Raw genomic sequence first — 20921 nt, 5'->3', positions numbered from 1 at the left:
AAGGGTATAGACATGCTGACAAGATCCGATGATTTAACCATCTTACTGACCGTGGTAGATACCGGAGGGTTTTCTGCAGCAGCAGAAGCACTGGATATTCAAGTTGCAAGGGTATCGCGTGCGGTGAGTAAAATTGAAAAGCAGTTGGGCGTGTCTATTCTTAATCGCACCACCAGACGCGTGAATGTTACTGACGAGGGGCGACGTTTTATTGATTCAATTCGCACAGGGTTGCAGCAGATCCAACAGGCTGAAGATGATCTTATGGCACAAAAAGAAATGCCTCAAGGGCGCTTACGCGTGGATGCCGCTAGCCCATTTGTATTCCATCAACTGGTGCCACTCATAAAGTCATTTAATCAGGCATACCCTAACATTCAATTAGAGCTCAGCTCCAACGAAGGCATTGTCGATTTAATTGAAAAACGCACCGACTTAGCCATTCGCATTGGTCATTTATCAGATTCTTCATTACATGCTAGAGCACTGGGTAAAAGCGCCTTGTACTTAGTGGCAGCACCAGAATATCTCGCTACTCGAGGCATACCGATGCAAACCGCCGATTTAAGCGCACACGACACCATAGGTTTAACTGGCTCAAAAGCACTCAATCAATGGCCGTTAAAAGGATTTGAAGCACTTAACCCGAGTTTTTCATCCAGCAACGGTGAGACGGTGCGTCAGTTAGCGTTAGCAGGTAATGGCATTGCGTGTTTATCAGGTTTTATGGTCAAACAAGATATTGAAGCTGGGCGATTGATATCGATACTAGAAACACAAAAGCTATCTAATACAGCAAGGGAACAGGTTAACGCTGTGTACTATCGTTCCTCCACAGTCGCCAAGCGGATCTCTGCCTTCATCGACTTTATTCAACCTAAGTTGAGTTTGTAGTTGGTTAAGCAGACTTTTGCGCTCAGTCAATATTGGCAATGCCAAATCTAGAGCGCAACCCTAAACTTTTAGTTAAGCGAACTTTTCATTAAGCTAACTTTTGATTAATCCAACTTTTAGTTAACCCAACTGCGCATTACCCCAAATGTGCTGAGAAAATTCTTCTTGTTGGCGTAATGATCACCGGTAAGGGCACATCCCAATACTCTATTGGTAAAAAGCTCACTTGTTGGCAGTCATGGGCATAACCTACAGCCAGAGGTTTATTGTCAGTTACTTGTGCTAGGGTGCGATCGTAAAATCCGCCGCCCATCCCCATACGGTTACCTTGATCATCAAAGGCCACTAATGGGGTCACAATCATATCTAGTTGGTTTACTGTAACCATATGGCGGATATCTAACTTAGGCTCAGCAATATCATAGCGATTGTTAATCATCTGGGTATCCGGGGTGTAGCGCATAAACAGTAAATGGCCCTTAGCAAAAGGGTGCAAGCGCGGTAAATACACCTCAACATCATGTTTCCATAACGCTTCAATTAACTTGCCCGTTGCTAATTCGCCATCAAAACCTAAATACATTGCGACCCGCTTAGCAGAAATCCGTTGAATTTCGGCTAACAAGTGACGGCTGGCAATTAAAGCCAATTGATTTTGATCCGCTGCTGAAATCCCATTACGTTGCTGCCTGATATGGCGACGTATATTGTCACGACTCATATCATTACTATCAAAAATAGGCTCAGATAATGAAGGATCGGTAAAAGAGTCATTTTCCAACATTATTTGATGAGATACCGCAGGATCAGTTGCAGTGCTGCTAGAGGAAAAATAGGTAATTGAGGTTTGATTTGCAGCTTGAGTTAATGGCTGCTCATCTGAATTAGTCATAAAACGCGTCATGCTCATAGGTAGGAAGTACTCCATCACTTACAAATGAAAGATAAAAAGGCGTTATTAATAAGGAAACCGTTTTCAGGTTATCGCGATAAAGCAAAATTTCAAAGAAGATAATCAACTGTTTAAGCAGCATTTGCTTATATGACGAGAATTAATCAGTTGTAAGATAAAAAAACGCAGATTAGGTTACCCATAATCTGCGTTTTTCAATTGTGTATTACTTAGCAATGATGGGTTATTTTTCCATGTTCATTGATTTTAGTAATACTGGGCTGTCGTATTCAGCAACTAAACATTTGGCTTTTAGCCAGAATTGGCGACGTGTAAGGAAGTAGGCAAATATTACTGATAACATGGCCCATTCAACTAGGTTTTCGGCCATGAATCGAGTGCCAGGATGTAAAAACTCCAATAATTCATGCGGATACCTTCCATGGTTTTCAATAAAACCGACTCGAGTATTCAATAAATACAGGCCGTAATGCATGGCGCAGAAGGCACCAATACCAGCTATGAACCCAAGTAACTTGGTATACCATCTGTTAGGCAATTTAGCGCCAAACATCATAAAGTAAAAGCCCACTAATATTGATGCTGCCAATAATGCATTGGTTACTTCTAATGGATGGTTAATAACTTCAAGCCCGTTATAGAACAAGCTGAACCCAATATGTGGGACGAGTATGGTTAAACTGAATGCGAGTAACCATGTCTTCCCAGGACCAATGTTCTTCCAATACCACTTTTTGACGCATTGAAAGCTCAGCCAGAAAAAGCCAAAAAAGAATAAGTAATTACATAAAGCAGGCAGGCCAAATAAGGCAAACTTCATTGTTAGTAATGCAAAATACCATTCAGGAAGCTGTAGTACACTCATGCGGTATGCAGAATCTTGTGCAAAAGTGGGGTACATGGCAGCGAATAAAATGCCTAAAGTAAGGAATAGAAAAGTGAAACTGATCAACCCGCCAAACATTTTAGGTGCAATACCTTTAACACTTTGTTTTTTAAGCTGGGTCACTAAGGTTTGATAGTTAGAAACGATCGCATCTTTAATATCGGTTGATACCCAGTTCTCTTCCAGTAATCCAATTTTTGTTTTGGTTTCGCTAGCTTCAATGATGTCTTTAACCGCAGGCGTTGCCAGTACCGATTTATCAGTTGATTGACTACCGCCACCTAATTGCTTGGCCACACTCCACACAGCTGGATCGTAAACACCACCGGCATCGTGGGTGTTATTATTGCTCCCAGCAAAGCACATTGTGGTATCAACTTGATCGATGTTGGCATTAAATTGCAAAGTAGGCAGGTTAGCGGTAAAGGCATATATAAAGGTGCAACCATCTAACGCACCTTCTACATTAACTTCGGTGACTTCAGTTAATTGGTGAACGAGTTTTAGGCCGGTTTTCTTAACGTAATCGGTAGTCCATTCATGGTAATCATTGGTGTTATAAGCCCACTTTGTGCTGCGTATTGCATTACCGTCAATGGTGTAACTAAAGTAGAGGTAACCACCACCATCACAGGTGCGACAAGTGACCTTGCCACTTCCGCCACATCCGCCACAAGTATTACTACCACTCCCCCAACAAGCAGAACATGACTCCGTAGTATGAACCGTGCGATTGTTTTCATAACGAGTGACATGATTACGGCCCTTGCCGCCGCAACTTGAACAAGAAGTACTGCCACGACCATGACAACTAGAACAAGTATCTTTACCTGTACCGTCACAGGTATAACAGACTTTACTGCCTACATAAGTCTCAGGGGCTGATTTTAAGCCCCTATCTTTAATCAAAAAATTCTCAGAAATATCAGGGCCGAGGATTTTAAGGAAGCGATCGTTGAACAAGCTATTTTGACCGCTAACATATTGTTTAGCAGTATCATTAGCACAACTATAGGCATTTGATGCCGAGCCAGATTTTATCCCAGAAGGGCAATGGCCGCCGTGTTCATGTTCTGTAACACCGATCTCAATGGTCCAGCCAAAGGTAAAATTGAGCTCTGGTAGTTTTGTTTGTTCGTCGCTTAATACAACGGGTACATTTACACCCGTTAAGTCTTTACCGTTATTGCGGATAAACTCTTGGAATTGTTCTAATTTACTCACGTAATACTTCCTATCAATCAATGCGTGAATGTGACGTTAAACTGGTCGTTCGTTTTATAACTTTATGGTGAAATCTGTTTCATCGGCCTTGAGGTATACCCATTTTCTAACAGCTTGATGGCCATTAGCTGACACTTTAATGTCATAGCCTCCAGGCGGCAGCATCATACCTGCCGCATATTTCGGTTTAATGTTCATTACGGCGATATTCGCACCACTAATATTAGTAGTAATAGTGAGTGGCAATAAGGCTTTAGCTACAGATGCTGAGCTTGGCTGAGAGCTGGTTTCATGTTCTGGCATGATGGCTAAATCAAAGCGGTTAATCGGCTCGCTAATCGCATCAAATCCCCGAGTAATCATTAGGTGTTCATCGATCCGAGCACCAATAGGTTGCACCATAGGCTGAGTCACCAATAACCATTTAAGTGCGAATGAAATACTGGCAGAGTCATTGTTTTCCATTTGCTCAAAAAAGTAATGCATAGCGGAATCTTTCATGGTGTATTGGTTACTACTCACGGTGATTGGTACGATAAAAATCGAAAACAATAACACCGCAGAAATTCCGCCTTTAATGTAACCTGCTTTGGTTTTTTGTTTACCATCGGCGGGTTCATCATTGGTTTTATTGGCTTGCTTAGCTTGGACCAACTCAACGGCTTTCATCGGCAGTTTTAATACCGTTAATAACACTAATGCTAAGCTAATCGACATGGATATAGGTGGCACTATGGTTGCGCGCAGTGCAGATTTACCCGTTGATTCAAATGCGCCGCCATCAGCAAATTCAGCTTGCTGGGCCTCAAGTACATTAAGGTACTCTGTGGTTTTACGTTGAATATTAGGCTCAATAATACGTTGCTTAAATTCGCGGTTATTCCAATCTGCGAGGGTTGGGCTAACATAAAGCTCTTTCATTTTCCGTTCGATACGTTTTTGAATGTCGCCTTGCTTTTGGAATTGTGACCAACTCAAATTAGGCGGCATATCTAAGCCTTTATTTTTCATGCTTGAGCGCCAGCGTTTATCCGCTTCTTGGCGAACTTTTTTGGCAACGGCATTATCAAAACTGGTGCGATCAGCCATCACCCAAGTGGTGGGTAAAGACAAACCTTTTTGTTTGAGGGTTTTATTCACTTTAAGGCTGGTTAATTCATGATGTCTAAATTCATGAATAGACGAAATTCCTAATGGGTAACCACCTGATTCTTTGACAAAGTCAGGTTCCATTTTCACCATCAACACATTCTTATAGTGGTTAACATCATTGGTATAGACCATACGATGATCTTTAAAGCCTGCATCGCCACCCGTCGCAGCATCAGCGGCTTGCATCGCGGTAAATAAACCAAACGTCATGATGCCGGTGATAATAGAGTTACCGACATTTTCAGACGTCGAAATTTCTTCTCGGATTAACCAATCATCAGGGGGAATATAAGGAATGCTGTATTTAGCGATTTCTTTGTCGTAGCCCTTTTGTAAACGTTCATAACAGCTGTTTTTACGGCTGCCTTTTTTCATGTCGCCGCATTTATTGCGACGCTCAAAAAAATCATACATTTTAGGGGCGATTTTTTGCGCTCTAGATTCAACTCGAGCTTCATAAGCGCTAACGCCTTTTTGATACTTACCCCAACCTTGTTTCACTTGATTTTGAGTATCTAGCCAATACTCATTTGAGCGTTCAGGTGAGCTTGCCAGTGCTTGGTTGTATTCGTTAGAACCTTGAGCATACTCTTTGTAATTATCCCGCAGTGAATGACGAAACTCATCATAGTTTGCGTAGTGCTCGTCAAAGCGAGACAACGCGCGATCGCGAACAAACTTTTCCATGATCATGCGCTTCTTTTGTTTAAGATCATCGACCAGTTTATCGTCAGCGTAAACTAAGCCACCAAACACCGATAAGAAGGTTTTTTCTGTGGCGTTATGGTCAGAGTCAGGGTCGTAATCAATGCCTTCAAACTGGATTGACTTTTCAATCAACGCACTGCGTAATACTTGAGATAAATAAGCTTGTTGACGCTCAGACGGTGACGAGGCATCAATAATAAAATGATCAACCAGCCATTTTTGCCCAAAAAACACCGTTGGCCATACCAAGATTGCAATCAAGGCGAAGTAGCCAATGGCTCGGCCTACACGTGCGACTCGTTTGCCCTTTAATAGCATATCGGCCAACAACAGGGTGACACCAATACCACTGATGGTTCGGCCAAATAATTCAACCGCGCGTAAATCATCTTCGCTGGAGTTTTTGCCGCCTGCCACATCAGTTAGCGCTGCATTAAATACCGCCTCAGGGAACAAATACAATACCGAGCAAATAAACATCAGCATCATCCACCAAAAAGGTTTGCCTAATTTGGTGATTTCATTTTCACGGGCTTGCTGGGCAGCGGCCTTTGCGGACGAGCTTTTCTGCTTTTTTTGTACTTTTTCTAATTGCTTTTCTGCCACTTGCATTTTCTGCTGTGTTGGCGTTTTATTGAGCAAGTTGGTTGCAAATGGGCTTTGTTTTTTATCAGTCATTTTGTTGCTTACTTTTTGTTTTTATTATTGTCTTTGTGTGCGCTATTTTGCTTTGCTATCAGGCAAAGTGAGTAAAATGGTTTCACCGGTTTTATGCTCAATTTTCTCGTCAGTAATGGTCGGAAATCCATGCTCAAGCAAGGGGGTTGGCGTGGTATTTTTCACCTGTGCCTTTTTGGTGCCAGTGATGGATTTAAGCCCGTCATTGAGGGAAAGGTAATAGCCTTCAGTCTGATAGCCCAACATTTCCTGAAAACGATCAAAGTCTGCATCTTGAGGCAATGATGCGATATAACGACCAAGGTTACTGAGCGGTTGGTAGCGCTTTGCAGGCACTGAGGCGGTAAATAAACGTTGGCAAATTTTATAAGGTGTCGCATCCACAATCACACCGTCAGGCAGCTTATTCTTGTTGAGTTTAAGCAGCTGTGTTTGATGATAGTCGGTGCCATTGAGTGAATAAGTATAGACTTTCATTCCTAAGCTATGAGCTCGACTTTTTACTGCTAAATGCTGCATATAGCTGCGAATATCCAGATGAATACCAGAATTGCTACCGAGCTTATTTTGCAGTTTTCTTAGGGCTTCGCTGCTGGTGTAGTCTTTGTAACGTGAACGATAGCGCTTAGTGCCGTAACGTCCAGCTAGCTCGATGTCATCTTGGTTATCAAGGTAATAGGCATCATTTTTAACCCCTTTACGTAAATCACTGCGTAGCTTTTCTATACTCGTTGGGTGTCCTCCTTGTAAAAAACCAAGATACACATAAGGGTTAATCCCACGAAGTTTGTATAAAGTGTCTTGATCTGCTGCCGAAAAATAATAACCACTGAGGCCGATATATTTACGCAGCATATTGTCTAAATCGACAAGCTCTTGGCCATTGGCATCGGACTTTATTTCTACATTGAGTTTTTGCGAAGGCAGGCGATAAGCGGCAAATATCTTAAATGCTTCAGCGGCCGTAATTGGGCGCTCATTAAGTAAAGCATTCGTGTCTTTATCACGCAGTTTCAGTTCAGAAAAATCTTTGCGAGACATACGCTCAAGCTTGTAGCGCTCGCCAGTGTAGTGCACGGTTGCACGACCAGTTTGACTGTCATGGTGATTAACCCAAGTGCCATCTTTAAGTAGCATGACGTCAATTTCAACACTATTGAAGTTGTCATTTAATGCTGCAGCAATGGCGTTATAGCTACTTTCCGGCTGTCGAAAGTCACCACGATGGGCTGAGATATCAATAGGACATTGTGCTGTTGATAGCATCTTAATATGGCCATGATTGGTGAGGTATAAATTACGATCGCCAAGCGCCATTTGGGTATCAATAATATCTAGGCCCTGACTAGCTGCATCAAGAGGTAAGTGAGCAAGTGCAGCGGGGACAACATAAGCTGGTTCAACGGGTTCTGGAGTTGATTTACAGCCAGATAAGATAACGAGACCAGTGATAACTATGAGGTTGAAAAAGGTAAAATGTCGGGTACGACCTGTCATAATCCATATTTACAAGTTATTAATATTGTAGGCTTTATACATGATTGTTTTCCCTGAAACAATATCAACCATAGTTTTAACGTGTGTATCTTTGTCAGTTTGCGATACGTAACAATTTTGCAGCCTGATTACACAAGTTTTGATACAGTTTTTGACAAAGTATTGGATAGTTAACTGAGTTGCTTAAGGGGAGGGCATCGTGGCGGGACTTCATTGTTAAGTTGTCGACACTGTACTCATAAGTATTGAGTTAAGTACTGAGTTAAGTACTGAAAACGGACGCTGAATCGTAAAATTATATGGCTAAATTTCAGAGTCAACTGCTGAAGATTCAGGCATAAAAAAACCACCCAATAAGGTGGTTTGTTTAATTAGGATGCTCCCCAGAATACCGACCGTCGGTGTAGCCCTTGAACCGTAGGTTCAAGGCGGGAAAATGTTCATCTCCTAAGGTTTCTCGGTACAAGCCGAGCATACGCAATGTCAATGAAAGCATTCACCCTGGGTTTGTAAATATCGGCACAGGGACATAACCTACAAGCGCATATCCCAGGGAGCAAAACCGGTGTGAATCATGTCAAACTCAACTTAAAATTGGTCTAACACAAGTCTAAAAACTGTTTAGTCGTCCTTGCTAGTTCGTTCAATCAGCGAGTTTTCTAACGTCGACTGTAATAACGAAATACGCTCATCCATTTGCGCCATGTACTGCTTATTCTTTTGCTGTTCTTCATGTAACTCGTAACCAATATTCAGCGCGGCCATAATGGCTAATTCTTCGCGGCTTAAATTGTTGGTACGTGCTTTCAGGTTAGTCAGCTGTTGCTCAACACCTTTAGCGATCGAACGCAATGCATCCTCTTGTCCTTTTGGACAAGCGATAGAGTAGGTGCGCCCTAAAAGGGAGATATCTATAGCACTATTACTCATATGTCGCTGAGGATCCTTATTCGTCTAAAATAAAAATTGTAGCAGTTTATCTAACCCCTTGACTGTAACGCTTTAGCATTAAAGCCATTTCTCTTTAAGATTAAGCTGTAAAGCTTATCGCATAACACTAAGTGCTTATTATCTAACACTCAATCAAGAGAATGGAACTAGCCTATTTGCGGACTATATAGCGCATATATTAAAAGTGCAAGGTAACTCGCGTCCTAAACACCTATTTGCTTGATGTATGAGCAGCTTAGGCCACATATGTAACCTCCTAGTGACAACAGAGGTTAATTGCTAGCAATTTATCGCTATTCAAACTGAATCAACAGATACCGCAACTAGATACCGAATATGTTTATTTCGACCTGATTAAGCATACTAGTTTTGACACCATTCGCTTAGTTTATCGAGTTATATGTGGCAAGGTTTATATTAGCTTTTGATTTAGTTAATTCAGCACCATTAAAAAACTGAAAACAGAACCTAATGATTAACAAGCAATTAGCCTGTTATCTAAGCTAATCATCCCAAGGTGCTTTATACTAAAGAGATTCACATCAAAGTTTGTATAAAAACACGTCACCGGTGGCTAAATTACTCAGCAAATTCTTGTGCAGAGTTTGGTGGCAGTTATTAACTCTGCTAGCATTGCAGCAGATTGAATATTTAATGGAACATTACCATGGCAACCCCTCCTTCTTTATGTATTGAAAAACTGAAAAAAGCACTCGATTCAGCTGAAATTGGTCAGCATCCAGTCGAGGTGCATGGCGCCTTAGTCGGGTTAATTTGTGGTGGGGTAGAACAAGCTAATACCGTTTGGCTAAAACCATTACTTGAATTAATGAACGATGGTCAGCCATTAACCAGCGAGTTACAGCAATTAATCACGGAACTGTTTCAAGACACAGCCACCCGTTTGGGCGATGCTGAATATGGGTTTAATCCGTTACTACCTGAAGAAGAAGAGCCACTAAGCACTCGTCTAGAATGTTTAGCTTTATGGGTACAAAGCTACCTTACTGCCATTGCGTTAATTCAGCCTAAACTGAATGGCGCATCATCAGATGTACGTGAAATCATTCAAGACTTAGGTGCGATTGCACAAGTTGAATTTGACGTAAGCGATGACGATGAATCAGAAGCTGCGTTTATCGAACTGCATGAGTTTGTCAGAATGGCCGCTGTATTGTGTTATTCAGAGTTCGGCCCAGAAATCCCATTAGATGACAGCGAGCCAGCAGCGCCACTGCATTAATAATTTAAGCTTCACTAAATACTAAAACAGTACATTAGTCAGCTAAAACACGCGCACAGATAATAAGTCTTGTGCGCAAGCGTCAATCTAATTAATAAAAAGAACACGCTTTTATGACCCAGCCAGAAACACTTTCAACGTCTACTAAGCCTATTTCGAGTAACACAACGACAAATAAGCCTATTGCTAATAACGATGCAGAAAAAGTGGATATCACCATTGTTGGTGGTGCGATGGCAGGGGCCAGTCTCGCATTGGGTTTAGCCCAGCTTTCTGAAAAATATCAAGCCAAACTTAACCGACCGTTATCAATTGCCATTATTGAAGCCGTAGCACCAGATGCCAATCACCCAGGGTTTGACGCGCGCTCTATTGCCATCGCTCATGGCTCAGTATTTGAATTAACTCGTTTAGGTATTTGGCCAAAACTTGCAAGTCTTGGCACCGAGATTGAAAACATCCACATATCCGATCGTGGTCATTTCGGCATGACAGAACTCAACGCTGAGCAGTTTAATCTCTCGTCCATGGGCCAAGTCGTTGAGCTGGCTAAAGTCGGTAAGGTCTTGTTTGATGAGTTAAAGCAACATGATATTAAGCTTTATTGCCCAGCGACCTTAGACACCCTTGAAACTGACGCAACAGGTCACAGCTTAACCCTCAGTAATGGTCAGCAAATTCGTACTCAGTTGCTTGTAGCGGCTGACGGCGCACACTCCAAAGTTCGCCAAGCACTAAAACAAGACATTGAAAAAGTCGAGTTTGACCAAGTCGCACTCGTTGCCAATGTGCAAACTGATAAGCCACATCAAGGTTGGGCTTATGAGCGATTTACCGACACCGGGCCTTTAGCGTTACTGCCAATGTCATCTGAATCTGTACAAGGTAAAAGCCATCAGCCACGTTTGTCATTGGTGTGGGCGCTTGATAGTGAGCAAGCACAAGCACTTAAAACCGCGCCTAAAGCTGAGTTTTTAGCAGCCTTACAACGCGCGTTTGGCAACCGAGCAGGGCGCTTTACCGATGTAGGCGAGCGTGTCAGTTATCCACTGACATTGTCGTATATGCCGAGGCCGATATACCATCGCACCGTATTTATTGGTAATGCTGCGCAAACCTTGCACCCGATTGCAGGCCAAGGGTTTAACTTAGGTTTACGTGATGTGGTCGGCTTAATTGATGCCATAGAAACAGTCATCAAATGCAGCCTGCAACAGCAACAAGCATTAGATATTGGCCAACACACTGTAATACATGATTATCTGTCACTACGTGAAGCTGATCGTAGCAATACCATCAACAATGTAGAGTTTTTAGTGCGCGGCTTCTCAAATCAGTACTGGCCATTAGTGGTTGGGCGCAGTCTAGGGCTAAGATTGTTGTCATGGTGTCCGCCGCTCAAAGCGCCTATTGCCCATAAAGCAATGGGTTGGAAAAGTGCCTAAAGATTGCAAGTGCAGTTATAAAGCATCTCAGTAAACCGATTGAAGATTAAGGATTAACATGTTTCAAACTCAGACCTATGATGTAGCCATAGTTGGCGGTGGAATGGTTGGCTTGGCAACGGCAATCGGTTTAGCCGAGGCAAACTTAAACGTGGTGGTGATTGATGCGGGCCAAACAGAGGCTGTGTCAGGTGAGCCACGTTTACGTGTGAGTGCGATTAACAAAGCCAGTGAGCGATTACTAACAAACTTAGGTGCTTGGCAATACATTGACCAAGCTCGCACTGCGCCTTATCAAAAAATGGCCGTATGGGACAAAGACGGATTAGGCAAAATTGCCTTTGATGCCGCCAGCATCAGTGAGCCATCCCTTGGGGCGATTATCGAAAACCAATCCATCAGTTACGCCTTAGCCAAGCGCACCAGCGAATTAACTAACATTACCCATCTTGAAGGCCAGCGACTTGAACGCATCGCATTTGGTGAACGTGAGTCGTGGTTAACCTTAGATAACGGCGAAAACTTAAGTGCTGCGTTAGTGGTTGCAGCTGATGGCGCTAACTCTTGGGTGCGAACCCAGTGCCAAATTCCACTGACCTTTTGGGATTACGGTCACCACGCCATTGTAGCCACTATTCGCACGAGTCAGCCCCATGAAGATACCGCTCGTCAGGTGTTTTTAGCCGACGGCCCATTAGCATTACTGCCACTATACGAAGACAATCTTTGTTCTATCGTATGGTCAGTATCGCCGCAAGAAGCCGAAAGGCTATTAGCGTTATCGCCTGAAGAATTTTCTAAAGCCTTAACCGCAGCATCTGATGGTCGCTTAGGCGTATGTGAACTGGTTAGCGAGCGTCAATCACACCCACTGCGTATGCGTTATGCACGCCACTTTGCTCGTCATCGTTTGTTATTGGCAGGCGACGCCGCCCACACCATTCATCCGTTAGCAGGCCAAGGGGTTAACTTAGGCTTTTTAGATGCGGCCAGTATTATCGAAACCGTTAGCGAGTTACATGACGCGGGTAAAGATCTCGGTGATTACGCCAACCTTCGTGCACTAGAGCGCTGGCGAAAAGCTGAAGCGATAGAGATGATCAGTGCAATGGAAGGTTTCAAACGACTATTCGCAGGCAGCAATCCAGTTAAAAAAGCCTTACGTGATTTGGGTTTAAACCTGATTGATAATGTCGCTGGACTAAAAACAGTGTTCATCAAACAGGCTATAGGCAATAAACTGAAACTTCCTAAACTTTGCCGTGAGTAAAATTTGACATCACTTCGGCCTAAAACCTCTTATATATCAGGGGATCGGCCGAAGTAGATGAAATTCTTGTAAAAAAACTACACCCTTCGCATTAGTTAAACTAATGTTAAAATCTCGGATTAGAAAATTTCCTACTATACAAAGTTCACCCTATGGGTATAATTTTGCCCCATTCATAGCCGTGAATATCGGAAAGACGATATTTCCAATGTTCACGGTATATAAATCGCCTTCACCTGTTGTACCCTCAGAAGGCTCATAAAAAAGAGATAATAATGGCTAATAAAACTGTACTCTTTAACAAGCACTTAGAATCAAACGGCAAGATGGTAGATTTCCACGGTTGGGATATGCCACTTAACTATGGTTCACAAATCGAAGAACATAACGCAGTGCGCCAAGACGCAGGCATGTTCGATGTATCACACATGACAGTGGTTGATGTGACAGGTACCGATGCTTGTGCATTCCTACGCAAATTATTAGCAAACGATATTGCTAAGCTAAAAGTCGCTGGCAAAGCGCTTTACAGCGGCATGCTAGACGACAACGCTGGCGTTATCGACGACCTCATTACTTATTACCTTACTGATACCCATTACCGTGTGGTGGTTAACTCAGCCACTCGCGTTAAAGATTTAGCCTGGATGGAAAAACAGTCAGCAAGTTTTGATGTGACCATTACTGAGCGCCCTGAGCTTGCAATGATTGCTGTGCAAGGTCCTAACGCGAAAGCTAAAGCGGCTACAGTATTCAGCGCTGAGCAAAACGCCGCCGTTGAAGGCATGAAAATGTTCTTTGGTGTGCAGTCAGAATCATTATTTATTGCGACCACAGGTTACACCGGCGAAGCGGGTTACGAAATCATCGTCCCAGAAGCTGAAGCCGCTGCATTATGGCAAGCACTGCTTGAAGCTGGCGTAAAACCATGTGGCCTAGGCGCACGTGACACCCTACGTTTAGAAGCGGGCATGAACCTATACGGTTTAGACATGGATGAAACCATTAACCCGTTAGCAGCAAACATGGGCTGGACTATCGCATGGGAGCCAGAAGATCGTGACTTCATTGGCCGCGCAGCACTAACAGAAATTAAAGCAGCAGGGCCAGACAAATTAGTTGGCCTTATCATGGAACAAAAAGGTGTATTACGTCACGGCATGCCAGTGTTCTTCACTGACGCAGATGGCGTTGAACATGAAGGTTCGATCACCAGCGGGACTTTCTCGCCAACTTTAGGCTATTCTATTGCCATGGCGCGTGTACCTAAAGGTATTAGTGATACGGCTGAAGTCGAAATGCGTAAAAAGCGCGTAGCTGTTAAAGTCATTGCACCAAGTTTCGTACGTAACGGTAAACAAGCATTCTGATGTTAGCAGCGAATTGCGCTAAATCGGTTAATTTTTTTGTCGCCTGTACTCATTGATACTGACACATAAGCTATCAACTCCATACAGGCTGCTCAAATTTAATCGATTTCACAGCACGTTTTGCGACTAACATATTTTGGTATAAGCACTTATTTAGATAATATCAATCAATAATCAACGAATTGATGATTAAGTACTTATCCCATTAACCCAAATTATACTAATAATTGCGCTTTAAATTTATAGATATAGGAATTACGATAATGAGCAACATTCCAGCTGAACTTAAATATGCTTCATCTCATGAGTGGATCCGTAAAGAAGAAGACGGCACTTACACTGTGGGTATCACTGAGCATGCACAAGAGCTATTAGGTGACATGGTATTCGTAGAATTACCAGAAGTTGGCGACACAGTAACAGCTGGCGAAGATTGCGCAGTAGCTGAATCAGTTAAAGCAGCGTCAGACATCTACGCACCGATTTCAGGTGACGTAGTGGCAGTAAACGAAGCATTAGAAGATTCACCAGAATTAGTAAACAGTGAAGCATTTGGCGAAGGTTGGTTCTTCCGCGTTAAGCCATCTGACGAAGCTGAAGTGGCTAACCTGTTAGATGCTGACGGTTACCAAGAAGTGATTGACGAAGAATAAACGTCGACGCTAATAGAAGCTCCCTTGGGAGCTTCTTTTGTTTTGCCTTTAAAAATTTATTAATGGCATAAGCGATCCTTACGCTTGCTATTAAAGTATTGCACAACAACATTTTTCCCTAGACCAGTTTAATGCCCTACAGCTTGATTCTGGCAGATTTGGAACACGACTTCTCATGACAAAGCAAACCCTAACTCAATTAGAGCAACACGAATTATTTTTAAGCCGACACATCGGCCCTAACCAAGCTCAACAGCAAGAAATGTTGAACTATGTTGGCGCAGAATCGCTTGAAGACTTAACCGCACAAACTGTGCCGGGTTCAATTCGTTTACCGCAAGAGTTGACCATTGGTGATTCATGTGGCGAAGCGGAAGGCACAGCCTACATCCGCACCATTGCTGATAAAAACAAAGTATTCAAAAGCTACATCGGCATGGGCTACTACGGTACTGAAGTACCAAACGTCATTTTACGTAACGTGTTTGAAAATCCGGGTTGGTACACAGCGTACACCCCGTACCAGCCAGAAATTGCTCAAGGTCGTTTAGAAGCCATTCTTAACTTCCAACAAGTGTCGATGGACTTAACCGGTCTTGACCTTGCATCAGCATCACTACTTGATGAAGCGACCGCCGCTGCTGAAGCAATGGCAATGGCAAAACGTGTGTCTAAAGCCAAAAAAGCCAACATCTTCTTTGTGGCAGACGACGTGTTCCCACAAACATTAGATGTAGTGCAAACCCGCGCAGAATGTTTTGGTTTTGAAGTGATTGTTGGCCCAGCAGCAGAAGCCGCAAACTACGAGCTATTTGGCGCATTATTCCAGTACACCAACCGTTTTGGTGAAATCACCGACAACACTGAACTGTTCGCTAAGCTTGCTGAAAAGAAAGCGATTGTGACTGTTGCTGCTGACATCATGTCACTGGTACTGCTTAAGTCACCGGGTTCAATGGGCGCAGATATCGTATTTGGTAGTGCACAGCGTTTTGGCGTACCAATGGGTTATGGTGGACCACACGCTGCATTTTTCGTTGCACGTGATGCACACAAGCGTTCAATGCCTGGTCGTATTATTGGTGTATCAAAAGATACACGCGGTAATGACGCACTGCGTATGGCAATGCAAACACGCGAGCAACACATTCGCCGTGAAAAAGCCAACTCAAACATTTGTACTGCACAAATCTTATTAGCGAATATGGCGTCGTTCTACGCCGTGTTCCATGGCCCACAAGGGCTTAAAACCATTGCTAGCCGCATTAACCGTTTAACTGACATTCTAGCGACTGGCCTTAAAGCCAAAGGCGTTGAGTTAGTTAACAACACTTGGTTCGACACCATTAGTGTTAAAGGCTTAGACGTAGCAGCAGTTACAGCTCGCGCTGTCGATGCAGAATTAAACTTACGTATCGATGCTGACGGCATTTTGGGTATCAGCTTAGATGAAACCACCACACGCGAAGATATCGACCAGTTATTGACTGTGATTATCGGTGAAGGTCATGGCCTTGATGTTACGGCTATCGATGGCGACATCGTAGGTAACGGCTTTAGCTCAATCCCAGCAGAGCTTGAGCGTAAAGATGCCATCTTGACTCACCCAACATTCAATCGCTACCAAAGCGAAACTGAAATGATGCGTTACATCAAGCGTCTAGAAAACAAAGATTTAGCCCTAAACCATTCAATGATTTCATTAGGCTCATGTACCATGAAGCTTAACGCAGCCGTTGAAATGCTACCGGTAAGCTGGCCAGAATTTGCCAACATGCACCCATTCTGCCCGCTAGACCAAGCGCAAGGTTACACTCAGCTAATCAATGAGTTATCTGACTTCCTAGTCAACATCACAGGTTACGATGCCGTTTGTATCCAACCTAACTCAGGCGCACAAGGCGAATACGCTGGGCTGCTAGCGATTAAGAAATACCACGAGTCACGCGGCGAAGGGCACAGAGACATCTGCTTAATCCCACAATCTGCTCACGGTACTAACCCAGCATCGGCGCAGCTTGCAGGCATGAAAGTGGTCGTGACTGCATGTGATAAAGAAGGCAACGTCGACGTAGAAGACTTACGTGCAAAAGCCGCTGAGCTTGCAGACAGCCTATCGTGCATCATGATCACCTACCCATCGACTCACGGTGTGTATGAAGAATCAATCGCTGAGATTTGTGAAATCGTCCATGAGTATGGCGGCCAAGTTTACCTTGATGGCGCAAACATGAACGCACAGGTTGGCTTAACGTCACCGGGCTTTATTGGCGCAGACGTATCGCACCTTAACCTACATAAAACCTTTGCTATTCCACATGGCGGCGGCGGACCAGGTATGGGCCCAATCGGCATTAAAAAGCATTTAGCGCCGTTTGTAGCAGGTCACCAAATCGTAAAACCAGGCCGCGAAAGCGACAACAATGGCGCAGTATCAGCCGCGCCATACGGCAGTGCAAGCATCCTACCTATCAGCTGGATGTACATTAAACTGCTAGGCACCGAAGGCGTGAAACAGTCTACTCAAATGGCACTGCTAAACGCTAACTACGTAATGAAGAAACTGTCAGGTCACTACCCAGTATTATTCACTGGCCGTAACGACCGTGTAGCGCACGAATGTATTATCGACTTACGTCCGCTTAAAGAGTCTTCAGGCATTACCGAAATGGACATTGCTAAGCGTCTAAACGATTATGGATTCCATTCGCCAACCATGAGCTTCCCAGTAGCGGGCACCTTAATGATTGAGCCAACAGAGTCAGAGTCAAAAGTTGAGCTAGACCGTTTCGCAGAAGCGATGATCTCAATTCGCAAAGAGATCGCCAAAGTAGAATCAGGCGAGTGGCCAAGCGACAACAACCCACTGCATAACGCACCGCACACAATGGCCGATATTATGGACCCAGCGTTTGATACACGTCCATACAGCCGTGAAGAAGCCGTGTTCCCATCAGCAGCGGTTAAGGCTAATAAGTTCTGGCCAACAGTGAATCGTATTGATGATGTTTATGGAGACCGCAATTTAATGTGTTCTTGCGTCCCTATCTCTGACTACGAATAATTGCTGCTTGGGCTCGCTATTACGGCGTTGAACCTCGGCTCCAGTGCTCATTGACAACAGTCAACTCCGCGCTAGAGCCTTCGGTTCGCCTTGTACTAGCATTGCCAGCGACGCAATTATGGTGGTAGCTGGCTTCATTTAAGTTTGGTTATTGGTAAAAAGAAAAAGCGAACCGATTGGTTCGCTTTTTTGTTGGCTACTTAGTATCAGTAATACAGCATTAGATGCGACTTTTTGCATGGCTCGAAGTTAAGAGTTTGACAACAGTCAACTCCGTGGCGAAAAGCAGCGGTTTTTTTGTCTTACTTTCGGCAGTAACGCTATTATGGTGATAGCGGACTCATTGGGGGGTTAGTTATTTGTCAAAGTAAAAAGCGACCTTAGGGTCGCTTTTAGCAATATGTGCTTTCATTTTTGGACGTAGTAGCCTTAGAGTACAGTAATTAATATAATTCAAATGATAGTCCTGTTTCTTTTATTGCTATTCCCAGTTCCGTACTGTTCTTTAAATAACTAGTCGAATGGTAATTTAAAAATTGTATACTTATCATTAATAGACGTAATTGAGAAAAATCAGTGAAGTTTATTAAAGTCATGAAGTGTGAATTTCTAATTTTATTATCAAATCCTTCCTTGTTACTTAATTTTTCTTCTATGTTTTTAACTATTACAAAAAATGATCTCGTAAGCCCGAATATTTGATCTTTGGAGTCTATGTTACTTAGGTATTTCTTGATGTAGTCATTTGATTTTTCTTGTTTTCTCATTAATTCAATATCATCTTCTATTTTTAAAACTGCATCTATTCCTTTTAGTTTTAATCCAGAAGGGAACTCTATATTTAATGAATTAAATTGATTTTTTTGAGACTCTATCATATTAAAAAAGAGTGCCTCGAAAGCTCTTATTTTCTCAGTTTGTTTACTATTAACTAATTCCTCTCTTAAACTAGCGTTTGCTTGGTTTTGTAAATTTAGTGACTTAATTAATAATGCCAGAGATATGAATGTCAATGCTGGGCTTAAAATACCACCCACATAGCTGGAGAAGTGAGACCAATCTTCAGGTTTGTGAGAAACAGAGTATTCAAGAATAGTGTAAAAGTTAAATATGTAGCTAATAATAATAATTAATGAGGATATAATTGCAAAAATTATATATTTATTTGTTTTAATATCCCCATTTTTCATGATTTCTTCAGTTTTCATAAAAACCTTTAATTATATATTTAACAACTTTACCCCCTCTTAGTTTCATTGGGGAGGCACTTAACCTTAGATATTTCCATTTATCTTCATTTAGCCCGTTATTGTCATTTAAATTTGTAGAGAATATTTTTTTAGCTTCTACTTTAACGGCTTTGTACTTTAAATTAAATCCAAAAGCTATTGTTTCATCGGTACCTTTTAGTTGCAGTCTGCCATTTCCAGTGTATATATTTAACCGTGTAATACTTACAACAATATCTTCTTCGACGTCTTCTAAAGTTGCTTGTAATGTCCGAGCTGTAGTTCGATTAAAACTTCCCAGTACTACTTGTTTGTTTCGACTTTTTCTATATCTGAATTTAATATCATGATTAAATTTAGTTGATATTTCATGAATACTTTCTAATGAAGAGGCTCTAAGGTGCTCAACAAGCTCCTCAGATTTTTCTCCAAGGTTGTTGATAATTTTCTGAGCTTTAGGGGTTAATTCTTTAGACTCTAAAAACAAAGATTCACTAATGAAGTAGGTAATAACTTCGGTAAAACAGGGTTTTCCAATACTTTTGAATTTAGCTTCTAATACAGGATCATAAATATCAATGCTAAACACTTGTCCATAAGAGCCCTTAAAGTTCTCTTTTAAAGACGTTCTAACATTGTTTGTGTGATATTGCTTTTTTATAACCCTTCCAGTTAACACTGTATCAGCAATACATCGTGTAGTATCAGAAATACCTTTTAGAGTTTCTAGTGCAGACTTCATATCAACAGTATGTTCTGGTGTTTCTATAATGATATCAAAATTAATTGCCATGCTTTTCCTTTATAACTAAGTCTGTAATAACAGCTTTAACGATCTAAAAATTGCTAAAAGTAAAATTTTTAATACTTCTGAATAGTCATTAGTAGGGGCAGAGTAAACTTTTCATTTTGTGCTTGTGTGGTTCAAATGAACTGGTTTTTACAAGCTAATGATTGGCTTCTTCTTCCCTGAAAGGCGTTCTCTTATTGGATTAAGAGCTTAGCCTACTTTGTTTTTTTATTGGTTCTACAATACGCCAATTTTTTAACCAATTGCAATGGGTTAGCGCACTGTTTTGTCCGAAAGTTTGAAATTAAATCATTTAAAAAGCAGGGTGTTACAACATGTATCGTTAATTATGTTTTGCTGGTACAGATTGCTAAAGACTACCTTTGATTTCAGGCGTTATAGTCTGCTCTATGACTTGTTTTACTTCTTGCACCGAATACCTCGCTTTGGCTGGAAATCGTATGAGCGGTAGTTGGGCACTTTCACAAGCTTCATTAATGAGTGCGTCACGTTTTTGAGCTTGTTTGCTGTTATGGCTTTTATCATCTAGCTCTATGGCTGCAACAAACTCCATGGTGTCGGGTTTACACAATATATAGTCGAAGTGCTTGGCTGAAATTCGATTAAATGCGGTTTGCCAATTGCTTCGGTTCAAGCCTTTTTCTGGGGTAAGCACATCGGCAACTCGTACTTTGGCAAATACACGATATTGATCTGCACAGGCGGTATCAAGCACACCCAAGAATGAGCGTTCTGCATGGCTGAATAGCTTGGTTTTACGGCGATAATTTAATTGCTGAGGGCGGCTAATAAAGGCGATAAATAGCCTAATAAGCACGATAAATACAAATGCTAAAATAAGGTAGGTGAAATCCATTATTCATCCTTGAATTGAAAATATTTGGTCAGAGTAATAGCATGGCCACCCATGATTATTGGGGGGGTATCAGACTT

The 20921-nt window shown here is 42.3% G+C and carries 15 protein-coding genes and 1 other RNA gene; 7 read left to right on the top strand and 9 right to left on the bottom strand.

Annotated elements, in window-relative coordinates; translation table 11 throughout:
• Positions 1–12 precede the first annotated feature (12 nt).
• Positions 13–894, top strand: a complete 882-nt coding sequence (locus Q4600_RS08480; protein WP_303515282.1) for a LysR family transcriptional regulator — start codon at positions 13–15, stop codon at positions 892–894.
• A gap of 136 nt (positions 895–1030) precedes the next feature.
• Here Q4600_RS08480 and Q4600_RS08475 read toward each other — a convergent pair whose 3' ends face one another.
• The 6 genes from Q4600_RS08475 to Q4600_RS08450 all read right to left on the bottom strand — a co-directional run bounded on the left by Q4600_RS08475 (position 1031) and on the right by Q4600_RS08450 (position 8882).
• Positions 1031–1804, bottom strand: a complete 774-nt coding sequence (locus tag Q4600_RS08475) for a 5-formyltetrahydrofolate cyclo-ligase (RefSeq protein ID WP_303515279.1) — start codon at positions 1802–1804, stop codon at positions 1031–1033.
• Positions 1805–2030: 226 nt separating this feature from the next.
• Positions 2031–3917 (bottom strand): hypothetical protein, encoded by a 1887-nt coding sequence (locus Q4600_RS08470; RefSeq protein WP_303515277.1) that lies wholly within the window; start codon positions 3915–3917, stop codon positions 2031–2033.
• A 54-nt stretch (positions 3918–3971) separates the two neighbouring features.
• Positions 3972–6455 (bottom strand): hypothetical protein, encoded by a 2484-nt coding sequence (locus tag Q4600_RS08465; protein ID WP_303515274.1) that lies wholly within the window; start codon positions 6453–6455, stop codon positions 3972–3974.
• Positions 6456–6497: 42 nt separating this feature from the next.
• Positions 6498–7952, bottom strand: a complete 1455-nt coding sequence (locus Q4600_RS08460; RefSeq protein WP_303515271.1) for a glycerophosphodiester phosphodiesterase family protein — start codon at positions 7950–7952, stop codon at positions 6498–6500.
• A 376-nt stretch (positions 7953–8328) separates the two neighbouring features.
• Positions 8329–8511: non-coding RNA, 6S RNA (gene ssrS / locus Q4600_RS08455), on the bottom strand.
• A gap of 62 nt (positions 8512–8573) precedes the next feature.
• On the bottom strand, positions 8574–8882 hold the full coding sequence (locus Q4600_RS08450) for a cell division protein ZapA (protein WP_102528275.1): 309 nt from the start codon (positions 8880–8882) through the stop codon (positions 8574–8576).
• Between the two features lie 688 nt (positions 8883–9570).
• Between Q4600_RS08450 and Q4600_RS08445 the strand changes: the two genes are divergently transcribed.
• The 6 genes from Q4600_RS08445 (at position 9571) to gcvP (ending at position 17948) form a co-directional block, all read left to right on the top strand.
• Positions 9571–10146 (top strand): UPF0149 family protein, encoded by a 576-nt coding sequence (locus Q4600_RS08445; protein WP_229369164.1) that lies wholly within the window; start codon positions 9571–9573, stop codon positions 10144–10146.
• A gap of 113 nt (positions 10147–10259) precedes the next feature.
• Complete coding sequence (gene ubiH, locus Q4600_RS08440; RefSeq protein WP_303515265.1) at positions 10260–11591, top strand: 2-octaprenyl-6-methoxyphenyl hydroxylase; 1332 nt, start codon at positions 10260–10262, stop codon at positions 11589–11591.
• Positions 11592–11649: 58 nt separating this feature from the next.
• A complete protein-coding gene (locus Q4600_RS08435; RefSeq protein WP_102528278.1) occupies positions 11650–12861 on the top strand; it encodes an FAD-dependent oxidoreductase in 1212 nt (403 codons plus the stop codon).
• A 275-nt stretch (positions 12862–13136) separates the two neighbouring features.
• Positions 13137–14231 (top strand): glycine cleavage system aminomethyltransferase GcvT, encoded by a 1095-nt coding sequence (gene gcvT, locus Q4600_RS08430; protein ID WP_102528279.1) that lies wholly within the window; start codon positions 13137–13139, stop codon positions 14229–14231.
• A 263-nt stretch (positions 14232–14494) separates the two neighbouring features.
• Entirely contained in the window at positions 14495–14884 is a 390-nt protein-coding gene (gcvH, locus tag Q4600_RS08425) for a glycine cleavage system protein GcvH (protein WP_102528280.1), read from the top strand.
• Positions 14885–15059: 175 nt separating this feature from the next.
• The gene (gene gcvP, locus Q4600_RS08420) at positions 15060–17948 is read left to right on the top strand and encodes an aminomethyl-transferring glycine dehydrogenase (RefSeq protein ID WP_303515260.1); all 2889 of its coding nucleotides are present in this window, start codon (positions 15060–15062) and stop codon (positions 17946–17948) included.
• A 443-nt stretch (positions 17949–18391) separates the two neighbouring features.
• On the opposite strand, the gene Q4600_RS08415 is transcribed toward gcvP, so the two are convergent.
• The 3 genes from Q4600_RS08415 to Q4600_RS08405 all read right to left on the bottom strand — a co-directional run bounded on the left by Q4600_RS08415 (position 18392) and on the right by Q4600_RS08405 (position 20844).
• Positions 18392–19156 (bottom strand): hypothetical protein, encoded by a 765-nt coding sequence (locus tag Q4600_RS08415; protein ID WP_303515255.1) that lies wholly within the window; start codon positions 19154–19156, stop codon positions 18392–18394.
• On the bottom strand, positions 19146–19970 hold the full coding sequence (locus Q4600_RS08410) for a hypothetical protein (protein ID WP_303515253.1): 825 nt from the start codon (positions 19968–19970) through the stop codon (positions 19146–19148). Before Q4600_RS08410 ends, Q4600_RS08415 begins: the two co-directional genes overlap by 11 nt.
• A gap of 367 nt (positions 19971–20337) precedes the next feature.
• Positions 20338–20844, bottom strand: coding sequence for a DUF2726 domain-containing protein (locus Q4600_RS08405; RefSeq protein WP_303515250.1), 507 nt, complete (start codon positions 20842–20844; stop codon positions 20338–20340).
• Between the last annotated feature and the right edge of the window lie 77 nt (positions 20845–20921).

The organism is Shewanella sp. 2_MG-2023 (assembly GCF_030548905.1).
GTDB lineage: Bacteria > Pseudomonadota > Gammaproteobacteria > Enterobacterales > Shewanellaceae > Shewanella > Shewanella electrodiphila.
The sequence above is the reverse complement of the archived record's forward strand: the minus strand, read 5'-3'. Positions and strand labels throughout refer to the sequence as shown.